At 68.2% G+C, this 13,149-nt stretch carries 13 protein-coding genes; 4 read left to right on the forward strand and 9 right to left on the reverse strand.

Going from position 1 to position 13,149, the window contains the following annotated elements; translation table 11 throughout:
* Positions 1–183: 183 nt before the first annotated feature.
* Positions 184–630, reverse strand: a complete 447-nt coding sequence (locus tag JAO81_RS24065) for a hypothetical protein (protein WP_199549995.1) — start codon at positions 628–630, stop codon at positions 184–186.
* Positions 631–819: 189 nt separating this feature from the next.
* On the opposite strand from JAO81_RS24065, the gene JAO81_RS24070 reads away from it, so the two are divergent.
* Positions 820–1,104 carry a hypothetical protein gene (locus JAO81_RS24070; RefSeq protein WP_199549996.1) on the forward strand — a complete coding sequence of 95 codons (285 nt, stop codon included), beginning with the start codon at positions 820–822 and terminating at the stop codon, positions 1,102–1,104.
* Between the two features lie 350 nt (positions 1,105–1,454).
* Here the strand turns inward: JAO81_RS24070 and JAO81_RS24075 are convergent, their stop codons facing one another.
* The gene (locus JAO81_RS24075) at positions 1,455–2,180 is read right to left on the reverse strand and encodes a HEAT repeat domain-containing protein (protein ID WP_199549997.1); all 726 of its coding nucleotides are present in this window, start codon (positions 2,178–2,180) and stop codon (positions 1,455–1,457) included.
* 28 nt (positions 2,181–2,208) lie between these two features.
* On the reverse strand, positions 2,209–2,601 hold the full coding sequence (locus JAO81_RS24080; protein WP_199549998.1) for a CPCC family cysteine-rich protein: 393 nt from the start codon (positions 2,599–2,601) through the stop codon (positions 2,209–2,211).
* Between the two features lie 233 nt (positions 2,602–2,834).
* Between JAO81_RS24080 and JAO81_RS24085 the strand changes: the two genes are divergently transcribed.
* On the forward strand, positions 2,835–3,122 hold the full coding sequence (locus JAO81_RS24085) for a hypothetical protein (RefSeq protein ID WP_233415834.1): 288 nt from the start codon (positions 2,835–2,837) through the stop codon (positions 3,120–3,122).
* Positions 3,123–3,627: 505 nt separating this feature from the next.
* Here the strand turns inward: JAO81_RS24085 and JAO81_RS24090 are convergent.
* On the reverse strand, positions 3,628–4,938 hold the full coding sequence (locus tag JAO81_RS24090) for a glycoside hydrolase family 18 protein (protein WP_199550000.1): 1,311 nt from the start codon (positions 4,936–4,938) through the stop codon (positions 3,628–3,630).
* A 561-nt stretch (positions 4,939–5,499) separates the two neighbouring features.
* Complete coding sequence (gene glnA, locus JAO81_RS24095) at positions 5,500–6,909, reverse strand: type I glutamate--ammonia ligase (protein WP_199550001.1); 1,410 nt, start codon at positions 6,907–6,909, stop codon at positions 5,500–5,502.
* Between the two features lie 236 nt (positions 6,910–7,145).
* Between glnA and JAO81_RS24100 the strand changes: the two genes are divergently transcribed.
* Entirely contained in the window at positions 7,146–7,613 is a 468-nt protein-coding gene (locus tag JAO81_RS24100) for an RDD family protein (RefSeq protein ID WP_199550002.1), read from the forward strand.
* A 205-nt stretch (positions 7,614–7,818) separates the two neighbouring features.
* Here the strand turns inward: JAO81_RS24100 and JAO81_RS24105 are convergent, their stop codons facing one another.
* The 4 genes from JAO81_RS24105 to lipB all read right to left on the reverse strand — a co-directional run bounded on the left by JAO81_RS24105 (position 7,819) and on the right by lipB (position 10,918).
* A complete protein-coding gene (locus JAO81_RS24105) occupies positions 7,819–8,520 on the reverse strand; it encodes a DUF4191 domain-containing protein (RefSeq protein ID WP_199550003.1) in 702 nt (233 codons plus the stop codon).
* A gap of 30 nt (positions 8,521–8,550) precedes the next feature.
* Complete coding sequence (locus tag JAO81_RS24110) at positions 8,551–8,754, reverse strand: hypothetical protein (RefSeq protein ID WP_165336255.1); 204 nt, start codon at positions 8,752–8,754, stop codon at positions 8,551–8,553.
* A 268-nt stretch (positions 8,755–9,022) separates the two neighbouring features.
* Positions 9,023–9,988: a lipoyl synthase gene (gene lipA / locus JAO81_RS24115; RefSeq protein WP_199550004.1), complete on the reverse strand. Its 966-nt coding sequence runs from the start codon at positions 9,986–9,988 to the stop codon at positions 9,023–9,025.
* A gap of 135 nt (positions 9,989–10,123) precedes the next feature.
* Positions 10,124–10,918 carry a lipoyl(octanoyl) transferase LipB gene (gene lipB, locus JAO81_RS24120; protein ID WP_199550005.1) on the reverse strand — a complete coding sequence of 265 codons (795 nt, stop codon included), beginning with the start codon at positions 10,916–10,918 and terminating at the stop codon, positions 10,124–10,126.
* 411 nt (positions 10,919–11,329) lie between these two features.
* Here lipB and JAO81_RS24125 point away from each other — a divergent pair, with 411 nt between their 5' ends.
* A complete protein-coding gene (locus JAO81_RS24125) occupies positions 11,330–12,766 on the forward strand; it encodes a regulator (RefSeq protein WP_199550006.1) in 1,437 nt (478 codons plus the stop codon).
* Positions 12,767–13,149: the final 383 nt, after the last annotated feature.

Below are 13,149 nucleotides of genomic sequence, written 5' to 3' on the forward strand. Positions count from 1 at the left end.
GGCCCCGACGACTGCGGTCAGCCCCGACGACCGCAGCCGGCCCCGACCACCGCAGCCAGTTCCGACCACCGCAGCCAGCTCTCACCACCGCTGCCTGCCCTGACCACCGTCAGTCCCGACGACCTTCAGCCCTGACCGCGGCCGGCCCGCCCCCCCCGGGGGGTCAGTCCTGTCCGCCTGCCCTCAGTCCTCCGCTACGGGACCCAGCGCCTCGACCTCGCCCGCGAACGCCGGATGTCCCACCGCCTCGCACGCGAGCCGCAGCTTCCGCCGGTGCGTGCCGTACCGCTGCGCGAACTGGATCCCGGGCTCCCCGTCGTTCTCCCAGGCCTGCACGATCACGGCATCGGACCGCTCCTGATCGACGGTGAAGTACCCGTCGTGCGCGAGCGCGTACCGCAGACAGTCCGCCCCGACCGCCCGCAACTGCTCCCGCGCGATCTCCGCCTCCCGCTCGAACGTATCCGCCCGGCACCGCTGCAGCTTCCGCCCGTCCGCGTACTCCATGAGCACAAAGGTCGTCAGCTGCTGTCCTTTGGTGGCCCGCAGCGACTCGACGGCATGGCCGATGGCGGCGAAGGCGAGAGCGAGCAGCTCTTCGGGGGCGTCATCGAGAGGAGACGTAGACATGGCCTCAGCAAATCACGCCCCGCGACCGCGACACAGCCGGCCGGAGCGGGGCGACCGTCGGACCAGATCTTCCCAGTGGGCCGGTGATCTCATAGGGTCCGGTCACTCGGGGCCGGGATGGGGGTGGGCATGGCGGTTCCAACAACCCGTGGTCGTGTCCGGCGAGTGATACGCGGCGTCGGCTCGTGCTTGCGGGAACTGCTGGCCGAGTTCGTCGGCGACGCAATGCTGTCGGTCCTCGCCTGCCTGACCGTGCTGGGGCTGGCCATGGCGTTCGCCTGGGGATGGAGTATCAGCCCGCTCCTGGCCGGTGGCACGGGAGCCGCCGTACTGCTCTTCCTCGCCTACGGCGGCTGGGAACTCCACCGCCCGATCAGACCGGGTCGCGCAACACGCCTGGCCACAGCGGCCACAGCCACATTCATCGCGGCAGCCGCCCTCGCCCTCTACGCGGCAGACTGCGCCTGCACCTGACCAGCACGCCGCTCCACTTCATGCCCAGGGGCATACACAGCCGCTTGACCACCGTCGCCACGGCCACCGGACTGACGGCCCCCACCGGCTACCCCGGCCCCCACCGGCTACCCCGGCCAGCACCCGGCCAGCACCCGGCCAGCACCCGGCCAGCATCCAGCCACCACTGAAGCCATCTCGCAATGGGCCGAGCGTCTCGTAGTCACCCCATTTGCTGGACTCGTCTGCGTCAGCCAGGAAGCCAGGGCGGGTTCGGGCACGATGACCAGCGGACGGCCGCCGGACTCGACCACAGCAGCGGCTTGTGCGCAGGGACATCGGATAGGCCGGGAAAGCTAACCGGCGATCACCTACGGGTGTAGGTCGGTGTGGTCGATCCATTCGATGGTGACGACGACGTCGTTGGCAGCGATGGCTTCGGTGGCTTCGAGCAGTGCCCATTCGCGGGCGGACTCGACCAGCTCTGGCCAAGGTGCCGTCCAGTCGAGTTCCCAGTCCGTCTTGGGGCCGGAGATCCAGCGCGTGCAGTCACCCTCGACCTTCCAGAACTGGCAGCAGAGGACGGCCTGTTCATGGTCAGCGAAGTCGTTCACGATCTCGCGGTAATAGACCGACGGCCACCCGGGCGCGTTGCCGACCATCGTGGTGCTCAGGCCAGCCGTGAACGAGGGCAGGACCGGATTGCGGGATCCGAGTTCGGTCAGAGCCCAGCGGATGCCACCCGGCTCGCTCCAATCCGGCGGCGTCGCCCGCTCCAGGCAGGCGCGGTACGCACGCCACAACGGCTCAACCGCTTCCCTGAGGCCCAAGTCCCCCAGCGCGAGCGCCGCCCACTCCCGAACTGTGCTGTTGTCGCTGGCCAACAGAGCGATCAGCGCAGGCCCGCAGCGTACGTCCCGGACCTCTTCGAAGACCTCGATGGCAGTCAGCTGACCGAAGGAGCCGAGGGATGGCAGGCCGTCAATGATGACTGGGATGGCGGAGCTTCCGATGTGGATCAGCTCGGCGCGGGCATCCATGGAGTCATCAGAGCTCCCATCCATCTGCCGGACGAGGGCTTCGATGCGGGATGCCATGCGGGGGTCCTCTCGGGCGGGCATGGGCTCAGTCTGCGTCGGGCGAGATGTCGCGGCGCCAGAAGGTCGGCAGCCACCAGCACAACAGCGAGCGATCCTCGGGCCATGGGGCTCGTTCCTCTGCTTCCCAGTCCTCGAAGGAATCGCGGGCCGGATCGATGGGGCGCCAGGCAGGATCGAGCGGTTCGTCCGCAGCTGGCGGACGCACATGAGGCAAGCCTTGCCGGTCGCAGGCACCGAAGTCCTGATAGTTGCGCTGGGCGTCGATGAGCGAGGTCTTGTTGGCTCCGCCGGCCACAGTCGGCCAGCGGAACTGAACGCCGTCGTCTTCCCAGAAGCAGACGGGACAGATCTCATAGGAACCGGGCATCTCGTCGAGTACGAGATGCCCGCAGCACGGACACGGAAATGGGCTGCTCATCGGCGCAGTGTGGACGATGACGCACCCGTCTCACCACTGGGTTTCCGAGCTGGCGCGGCCCCGGCCGTGCGTGAGCGGACGAGGAAGCTCGAACAGTTCGGGGTCATTGCCAGGGTGCTTCACTGAGGGCTGTCTGAAGGAAATGGGGCCCGGCCGTCGCTGTGAGAGGTGGGCGACCGGCTCCGTGAGGGATGAGCCGAGGGGCGGGAATGAGTGCTGTCGGAGTAGCCCGGTTGTCGGTCAGAAACACCGGGACGCAGCCACTGGAGTTGACCGTGGAGCCGTGGGCCGAGGTCCATCACATTCCGCCCGGCGAGACCGTCGCGGTGGTGACCCACGCGCCCACCACCGGGGGCGTATGGCCCGGCTCCAAAGCTGAGGGCGAGGCGTTCGGGGTCGACCATCACCCTGACTCGGTCTCCGTGTGGGCCAATGGAAACTGCTTCCACCTGACCGGCCAAGACGGCAACGCAATCGATGCCGCCGACTGGGACTGTCCGGCGCAACGCTCCACGCCCTGAGTGGGAACGGGCCCGATGATGCGCCGCTACAGTCGCGGCATGGGGCGGTGGGGGCTTGGCAGACGCGTACGCACGCTTCCATGCCGGTGGTGTGGCGAGCCGGTTGAGCAGCGAGGGCGGTGGCATCGGCGCCGGTATTGCAGCCGCGCGTGCCGCGGCAAGCAGGGCGTGGCGTCCGTGTGCGTCCGGATCCTCGACAACCTGTAGCCGAAGCGGCTCAGGCTGCGTAGGCGTTGAACTGCGGGGTGAGGTGGTCCTCCGTGTGGGACGCCTCGTCCTCGTGGGCCTTGAGCTGCCGGTCGTAGCTGGGCCTCACTCATCCCGGCGCGACAGCGACTCGACGCCGACATGGGCGGGTCCCTGAGTCCGGCAGCGGGCCAACACCTCGTGCAGGTCGGTGACTGGGCAGCTGGGGAAGGCCAACTGCGCTCGGAGACGCCTGTCTTGAACACACCAGCACGCCGTTGAGCAGCAATCTCCCCACTGCCAACCAGCCATTACCTGCCTATCGCAGCCCACTGTCGATCGCGGCCGTCAGGGAACCCTGGTCGTCGTCGCCGTCCATCGCCCAGACACCGATCCCGCCGAGGCCCTTGCTCTTCACGAATGCGGCCTTCTCTGCCATCACCTGGGCGTCGTCGAACGTCCAGAAGGTGCTGCCGTTGAACAGCCACGCAGCCTTGGCGGCGCTGTCCCAGTAGCGGGTGTAGCCGAGGTTGGTCAGGTTCTTGACGTTGCGGTAGTCGTCAGCCGCCGGCGTGGTGCCGGCCGTCGCGTCCTGGAACAGGCCATTGCCGGCCTTGGTGACGCCGGTCCATCCTCGGCTGAAGAAGGGGACGCCCAGCACCAGCTGGGCCGGGTCGACGCCACCGACGGCGAAGTTGTTGAGGTAGATGTCGCAGCTGCGTGCGGTTTCGGCCGGATCGGCGGAATTCAGGTAAAGCGCTGACTGGTGGTTGGTCTTCAACGGCGTTTCCCAGGCGCCGTGCAGGTCGTAGGCCATCACGACCGCCCAGTCCAGATAGTCGAAGATCTTGGGAAGCTCGTATCCCGGGTTGATACGGAAGGAGCTACCGGCGAGGGCCGCAGTGAGCAGGTAATACTTGCCGGTCTGCTGACCATGGGCGTCGAGTTGACGGCGGAACTCGGCCAGCAGCAGGGTGAAGTTCTGCTTGTCCTCCTTGCGGAAGACGGTGCCGTTCCCAGCCGATCCCGGGTACTCCCAGTCGAGGTCGATTCCATCGAAGACTCCGACCCCTGCACCGGTCCCGCCTTGTGGCAGGCCGTCTGCCTGGGGGAGGTTGCCCTTGATGTAGAGATCGATACAAGACCGGACGAACTTCTCCCGGGACTCCGGCGTGGAGGCCGCGTCGGAGAAGTTCCGGGACCGGGAGCCGCCGCCGATGGATATGGAGGTCCGCAGCCCGTACTTGGCCTTGAGCTTTTTGATCTGGTTGAAGTTGCCGGCCAGAGGTTGATTCGGTTGATCTGCCACACCGTCGACGCTGCGGGCCGCGTCGAAGGTCTTCTGATAGTCATGCCCGGCGTCGCCTGCGGCGAAATGGCATTCGCCGCTCGGCGAGATGTCGCCGAAGGCGTACTGAAGGTGAGTCAGCTTCGCGGCCGAGCCGTTTTGGTCGAGATTACGGATCTGGAAATCCTCACCGCTGAAATCCGTCGCCGCACGGGAGAAGTAGCCGACCTTGCGCAAGGACCCTGCGGCGTCGGCCGCTTGGGCGGGCACTATCAAGGTTGCGGTCATCGCCAGGACCGCGGCGAAAGCCAGGATCACGGGACGTGGACGACGGAGATTCATGTGGTGCAGGGCTCCTTCGGTCGGGCACTTGCCCTTACCCCGCGTCTGGACTCTCGGCCGGGCCTCGGCATCATACTGTTCGATTAATGCCGGCCTTGAAGAGCGGGGGCCCAGCGGTTAATCGGCCGGCTTCGACAACTTCCCGCGCAGCGGCTCCAGCCGACCCGGGGCGACCATGCACCCGCCCCGCGATCGCAGCAACCCCGCCCACCCGCAACACGGCCACAACTCAGAAACCTCCAGCACCGACGCATCAGTTGCACCGAGCTGGCCAGCGGACAACAGCTCTTGGCGGCATCGTTGGTTACTTGCCGTCATGATCTTGCAGGCCCTTGTAATGCGTAGGTCTCGAGTGGCCGCCCATATAACGAGTGAGGCCGCCACTCCAAGGGGGTGGCGGCCTCACTGCTGCTGACGCTATGTCAGGGAATCGGCCGGGCGGTGCACACACGGTGCACCAGAGAGCGGAAACCAAGCGGGAGCAACGAGCACTGCCGAGCAGTGTTTTCGCAGTTCAACGCACGTTTCCAGGAATCCTCCCAGGTCACCCGGACCTGATCTTTAGATGTCGAAGTACAGCTCGAACTCGTGCGGGTGCGGCCGCAGCTGGATCGGGGCGATCTCGTTCGTGCGCTTGTAGTCGATCCACGTCTCGATCAGGTCCGGCGTGAAGACGCCGCCGGCCAGCAGGTACTCGTGGTCCGCCTCGAGCGCGTCGAGGACCGCCGGGAGCGAGGTCGGGACCTGCGGGACGCCCGCGTGCTCCTCGGGGGCCAGCTCGTAGAGGTCCTTGTCGATCGGCTCGGCCGGCTCGATCTTGTTCTTGACGCCGTCGAGGCCCGCGAGCAGCAGGGCCGAGAAGGCCAGGTACGGGTTCGAGGACGGGTCAGGCGCGCGGAACTCGACGCGCTTGGCCTTCGGGTTCGAGCCCGTGATCGGGATACGCATGGCCGCCGAGCGGTTGCGCTGCGAGTAGACCAGGTTGACCGGGGCCTCGAAGCCGGGGACCAGGCGGTGGTACGAGTTCACCGTCGGGTTCGTGAAGGCGAGCAGCGACGGGGCGTGCTTGAGGATGCCGCCGATGTAGTAACGGGCGGTGTCCGACAGGCCCGCGTAACCGGCCTCGTCGTAGAACAGCGGCTGGCCACCGGTCCACAGGGACTGGTGGACGTGCATACCCGAACCGTTGTCACCGAAGATCGGCTTCGGCATGAAGGTCGCGGTCTTGTTGTTGCGCCAGGCGACGTTCTTCACGATGTACTTGAAGAGCATCAGGTCGTCGGCCGCGGCGAGCAGCGTGTTGAACTTGTAGTTGATCTCGGCCTGGCCGGCGGTGCCCACCTCGTGGTGCTGACGCTCGACCTGCAGGCCGGACCGCTCGAGCTCAAGGGAGATCTCGGCGCGCAGGTCGGCGAAGTGGTCGACCGGCGGGGCCGGGAAGTAGCCGCCCTTGTAACGGACCTTGTAGCCGCGGTTGTTCTCGACCGCGCCGGTGTTCCAGGCGCCCGCCTCGGAGTCGATCTCGTAGACCGACTTGTTGGCGGAGGTCTCGAAGCGCACCGAGTCGAAGATGTAGAACTCGGCCTCGGGGCCGAAGTACGCGGTGTCGGCGATACCGGTGGAGGCGAGGTAGGCCTCGGCCTTCTTCGCGACGTTGCGCGGGTCACGGGAGTACTGCTCGCCCGTGATCGGGTCGTGGATGAAGAAGTTGACGTTCAGCGTCTTGTCGCGGCGGAAGGGGTCGACCCGGGCGGTCGACAGGTCCGCGCGCAGCGCCATGTCGGACTCGTGGATCGCCTGGAAGCCGCGGATCGACGAACCGTCGAAGGCCAGCTCCTCGTCCGGGTCGAACACCGACGCCGGCACCGTGAAGTGCTGCATCACACCCGGCAGGTCGCAGAAGCGGACGTCGACGAACTTCACGTCCTCGTCTGCGATGAACTTCTTGGCGTCGTCGGCGTTCTGGAACATCCAGCTCCTCCTACTCCCGGTCCGGGGTGGAGCCGGGGCTGTCTCGCTGTCGGTGCGGCCAGTGCGGTGGCACACGCTGGACCCGACCATAAGGACGGGGGATTTCTCAAGCATGACCCATTTGTTTCGCCCAAGTTAACCGGCCCGGAGGTGACGGCCGTCTCACCGGCCGCCCGCGCCACGGCAGAAGGCACCCGCCCGGTCCCGTACGAAACGGGGCGCAGTACCGTGGACCCGTGGACAACAGGCAAGCAATCGGATCGTGGCTGTCCGGACCGCGGCAGACCGCCGAGGACATGGGCGTCGAGTTCGGATACCGCGGCGAGCAGTTGGGGCTGCCCGAGCACGGCCCGGGTTCGATCGCGCGCCCCGGCCGCAGGATCGCCGCCCTCGTCATCGACTGGGCCCTGTGCATGGTGATCGCATACGGCCTGCTCGCGCAGGGTGACACCCAGGCCGCCGGCAACTGGGCCGTGCTCGTCCTCCTGGTGATGAGCGTCCTCACCGTGGGAACCGTCGGTTCCACTCCGGGCAAGCGCATCCTCGGCCTCCGGGTCGTCGCCGAGGGCGGTCAGCGCCTCGGCATCGGCCGCGTGGTCGTCCGCAGCATCCTGCTCTGCCTCGCGATCCCGGCCCTCATCTGGGACCGCGACGGCCGCGGCCTGCACGACCGCCTCTCCCGCGCCGTGCAGGTCAGGATCTGAGCGCGCCGTGCAGGTCAGGATCTGAGCAGCCGCCCGTCGGGGATCAGGATCTGATCCCCGCGTCGCTGGTCACGGCCAGATCCCACCTCGCGGACGTAAGCCAGATCGATCCCGCAGCGCACACGTAAGCCAGACCCCACATCGCAGACGTAAGAACGGGGCGCCCGGAAAGTCCGGGCGCCCCGTTCACGTATACGAGGGAGAATCAGCGGCCGTTCTGGCCACCGCGCGGCATCCGCATGCCCTTCGGCATCGGACCCTTCGGGATCGGCATGTTCTTCATCAGGTCGCCCATCGCGCGCAGCCGGTCGTTGGTCGTGGTGACCTGCGGACCGGACAGGACGCGGGGGAGCTTGAGCATCGTGGTGCGCAGCTTCTTGAGCGGGACCTCGCCCTCGCCGTTGCCCACGATGAAGTCATGCACCGGGACGTCCGACACGACGCGCGCCATCTTCTTCTTCTCGGCGGCGAGCAGGGACTTGACCCGGTTCGGGTTGCCCTCGGCGATCAGTACGATGCCGGCCTTGCCCACGGCCCGGTGGACCACGTCCTGACTGCGGTTCATCGCGACCGCGGGAGTCGTCGACCAGCCGCGGCCCACATTGTCCAGAACGGCGGCAGCCGCACCGGGCTGGCCCTCCATCTGTCCGAATGCGGCCCGCTCGGCCCGGCGCCCGAAGACGATCGCCATCGCAAGGAAGGCGAGCACGAAGCCCAGGATGCCGAGATAGACCGGGTGTCCGATCAGGAAGCCGATACCGAGGAAGACACCGAAGGTGACGATTCCCACTGCGGCAATGATCAGACCGATCTTCGAATCGGCCCGTCGGGTCATTTTGTAAGTGAGAGCGATCTGCTTGAGTCGCCCCGGGTTCGCAGCGCTCGCTGCGTCGTCCTTCCTCGCCATGCTGGGAAGTTTACGTGTCCTTCGTTGGGACTACGACGTGCGGGCTGCGACAGCCGCTTCCAGGACCTGCTGAGCCTCCACGCGGTCCTTGGCGCGGCGCCGGTCCTCGAGCACGGATGTCCAGGCGTTGCGGCGTGCGGTGCGCTGTCCGCTGCCGAGCAGCAGCGTCTCCATGACGCGCAGGGCGTCGGTCACGGACGGGATGGCGGTGGCGCGTACGGGCGCGGCCTGCATGTCGGTGGTCCCCCTCGGATCAGGTGCGGCAGTGGGCTTCACGTGGCGTAAGCCCAGGCTCACTGATTGGTGTTACCAGTGCGTGACCGGCCGGTCAAACACCAATGAAGCCTGGATGTGGCTGGTCAAAAACCTGACGCGGCCCGTACGGAGCCCCTGCCTGCGGGGATCGTACGGGCCGCGTCTTCACGCCATTACGCGCGAGTAGGGCCTTGTGCGCGAAATCACAAGCTCCCGGAGTGCGGAAGGGTCTCAGACGGCTTGCGGCTCAGACGGCCTGCGAGGCGATGAACGAGCCCCGCTTCTCGATGGCCATCTGGTGCAGCCGTCCGGCGCGATACGAGGAGCGCACCAGCGGACCCGACATGACACCGGCGAAGCCGATCTCCTCGGCCTCCTCCTTGAGCTCCACGAACTCGTGCGGCTTCACCCAGCGCTCGACGGGGTGGTGGCGCACCGACGGGCGCAGGTACTGCGTAATCGTGATCAGGTCGCAACCCGCGTCGTGCAGCTGCTGCAGCGCCTCGCTGACCTCTTCGCGGGTCTCGCCCATGCCGAGGATCAGGTTGGACTTGGTGACCAGGCCGAAGTCGCGGGCCGCGGTGATGACACCGAGGGAGCGCTCGTAACGGAAGCCGGGGCGGATCCGCTTGAAGATCCGCGGCACGGTCTCGACGTTGTGCGCGAAGACCTCGGGTCGTGACTCGAAGACCTCCTGAAGGAGCTCGGGCACCGCGTTGAAGTCGGGGGCGAGCAGCTCGACCTTGGTGCGGCCGTCGGCGCGCTCGGCGGTCTGCTGGTGGATCTGGCGCACCGTCTCGGCGTACAGCCAGGCGCCGCCGTCCTCCAGGTCGTCGCGGGCGACGCCGGTGATGGTGGCGTAGTTCAGGTCCATGGTGACCACGGACTCGCCGACGCGGCGGGGCTCGTCGCGGTCGAGCGCCTCGGGCTTGCCGGTGTCGATCTGGCAGAAGTCGCAGCGCCGCGTGCACTGGTCACCGCCGATGAGGAACGTGGCCTCGCGGTCCTCCCAGCACTCGTAGATGTTGGGACAGCCCGCCTCCTGGCACACGGTGTGCAGGCCCTCGCCCTTCACGAGGTTCTGCATCTTCGTGTACTCGGGGCCCATTTTCGCCCGGGTCTTGATCCACTCGGGCTTGCGCTCGATGGGGGTCTGGGAGTTCCGGACCTCCAGGCGCAGCATCTTGCGTCCGTCGGGTGCGACAGCGGACACGTCGGGCTCCCTACAGCTTCGATTCTTCGGCGTACACCAGGGTACGCCCGTTGTTTATGCGGCCTTGCGTCGAGGGCAACCTCAGGCTGCCCGCCCGCATTCCCCGTACGGCGTACGGAGCCGTCGGGCCCGCGGTCAGGCGGCCGGCTCGACCTCGCGCGGCTTCAGGTCCGCGTCCCCGAGGATCGCCTGCAGGTGCTTCTCGGCGATCGGGAGCACGTCTTCGATGGTGACCTCGCGGCCGAGTTCGTAACTGAGGGAGGTGACGCCCGCGTCGCGGATCCCACAGGGGATGATCTTGTCGAAGTTCGAGGTGTCCGGGTTCACGTTCAGGGCGAAGCCGTGCATGGTGACGCCCTTGGCGACGCGGATGCCCATGGCGCAGATCTTGCGGTCCTCCGCGCGCTGGCCGGCGTTGGACGGCGCGTACTCCGGGCCGTTCAGGCGCGGGTCGAACTCGGGGTCGGTGGAACGCGGGTCGAAGTCGAGCGTGAGGCCACCGAACCTCGGGCGGTCCTCGACCGGGTCGCCGAGCACCCAGACCCCGGCCCGGCCCTCGACGCGCGAGGTCGTGATGCCGAACTCGGCGCAGACCGCGATCATCGCGTCCTCGAGGCGCCGCAGATGCGCGATGACGTCGACCGGACGCGGCAGCTTCTGGATCGGGTAGCCGACCAGCTGGCCCGGCCCGTGCCACGTGATCTTCCCGCCGCGGTCGACGTCGATGACCGGGGTGCCGTCGAGGGGGCGCTCCTCGGGAGCGGTGCGGCGCCCTGCCGTATAGACGGGCGGGTGCTCGAGCAGCAGACAGGTGTCGGGGATCTCGTCCTCGAACCTGGCGGCGTGCACACGGCGCTGCTCGTCCCAGGCGACCTGGTAATCGACCATGTCGGCGCCGAATCCCATCCGGACGAACCGGAACTCGCTCACGTGGGTGCCTCCCTGTTTCTGCGGGCGGTTTCGCGTCCGCGGTCTTACGTTTCGCGTGGCCGGCGTCTTCGACGCTCGCGTGGCCGGCGTCGACTTGCCTGCACGCTGCACGTGTCCACCCCGCCAGCAACTCTACGACTCCTCTGCGCGCGGGCGCCGGGGGCGGTTGTGCGGACGTCGCCGCTCGGGCGGCCGCGCCCACGGAAAGCGGTCCCTCACACGATCGGATGAATGGTTCGGGATCCCACCGACACCCCCCGCCACGCCCGCTACATTCGCGCCGTCCGGCGGCTGGACCCCAGCGCACACCGAGACCGCATACGGCATACAACCGCTCCGCGGACGAAGTTGAGCCCACACCGACACCCGAACCCGCCGCCAGGACCCGATCGGCAGGAGACCGCAGAGCTGATGACGGAACGACCTCCGCAGCGCACCCCCAACCGCCAGCTCGCCGCGCTCATCGCAGAGGCAGGGTTCTCCAACGCCGGTCTGGCCCGCAGGGTCGACCAGCTGGGCCTGGAGCACGGCCTCGATCTGCGCTACGACAAGACCTCCGTGACCCGCTGGCTGCGCGGACAGCAGCCGCGCGGGACCACGCCCGCGTTGATCGCCGAGGTGTTCACGCGCCGCCTCGGCCGCCGCCTCACCGCACAGGACCTGGGCCTCGACGCCTGCGCGCCCGTCTATGCCGGCCTGGAGTTCGCCGCGACGCCCGAGGAAGCCGTCGACATCGTCAGCGGTCTGTGGCGCAAGGACTCCGGCAGCCATACCGAGCTGCGGAAGATCGCGTTCACCCCGGCCGGGCTCGTGGTGCCCAGCCGTGACTGGCTGATCGGCCGGGCCGACGAGCGCGTGGGCAGGGGAGAGGCGCAGGCACGGGTGCCCGCACAGGGCAGGCCCGGCGTTCCGCGGCAGCGGCAGCAGACCGAGCGCGGCCCCGGCCAGAAGGTGACCGGCGGCGATATCGCGGCCTTACGCTCCGTCGGCGAACTCTTCCGTGCCCTCGACCACGCCTACGGCGGCGGCCATGCCCGCCAGGCCCTGGTGCGGTACCTGGAGCATGAGGCGGAGCCCATGCTGCGCGGCACGTACAGCGAGACCGCGGGCCGGCGCCTGTTCGCCGCCGCGGCCGATCTGACCCGGCTCGCCGGCTGGACCTCGTACGACATCGCGGCCCATGGCCTCGCGCAGCGCTACTTCGTGCAGGCGCTGCGGCTCTCGCAGGCGGCGGGCGACCGTGCGTACGGCTCGTACGTCCTGGTGACGATGAGCCGGCAGGCCGTGTATCTCGGGCACGGGCGTGAGGCGGTGCAGCTGGCGCGCGTCGCCCAGCAGGGCATCGGGTCCTCTGCGCCGCCCGTCGTGCAGGCGCTGTTGCACTCGGTCGAGGCGCGGGGGCATGGGGTGCTGGGGGATGTGCGGGCGTGTACCGCCTCGCTCGTGCGGGCGGAGCGGGCGCTTGACGGGGCGCGGCCCGGGGACGAAGTCCCGTACTGGGCGCGGTTCTTCGACGAGGCGCAGTTGGCGGACGAGTTCGGGCACTGTCACCGGGATCTGCAGCAGTTCCGTGCCTCGGCGCAGAATGCGGAGCGGTCGCTGCAGTTGCGTGCTCCTGGGTTCGCGCGGTCGCGGCTGTTCTGCCGGGTTGTGCTCGCCACGGCGCGGCTGGGGCTCGGGGAGCTGGACCAGGCCTGTGCGTTGGGGGCGGAGGCGGCGCAGCAGGCCTCGGAGATGCGGTCGGCGCGGGCGGTCGAGTACGTACGTGACTTCGAGCGTCGACTGGAGCCTTACCGTGACGCGACTCCGGTGCGGGGGTATCGGGACCGGGTGGCGGCGCTGGGGTAGCCGCTGCCACGGGGGTTCCGCCACGGGGGTTCCGCCACGGGGGCTCCGCCCCCGGGCCCCCGCTGGTGGCTTGCGCCCCCAGGCCCCCTGGGGCGGGGTGCTGCTTCGTGGGCGGCTGTCGGCTGGGGCGTCTCGGGTGCTGCTTCGTGGGCGGATGTTGGCCAGGTGCGTTCTGCGCCTTGGCTTGGTTGTGGGGGCCGCTTCGGGGGCGGCTTTCTGTTGGTGCGTTCTACGCGTGCGGTTTCGTGTACGGCTTTCGCCGGTTCATTTGCGCGTGCGGTCTCGTGTGCGGCCTTCTGCCGGTGCGTTGTGCGCCTCCTGTTTCGTCGTGGGTCGGGGCCGGGGTGGGGTGCTTGCTCATTCGGGCAATGGCACCGTTCCCG

The sequence above is a fragment of the Streptomyces sp. N35 genome (genome assembly GCF_016464295.1).
In the GTDB taxonomy this organism is placed as follows: Bacteria; Actinomycetota; Actinomycetes; order Streptomycetales; family Streptomycetaceae; genus Streptomyces.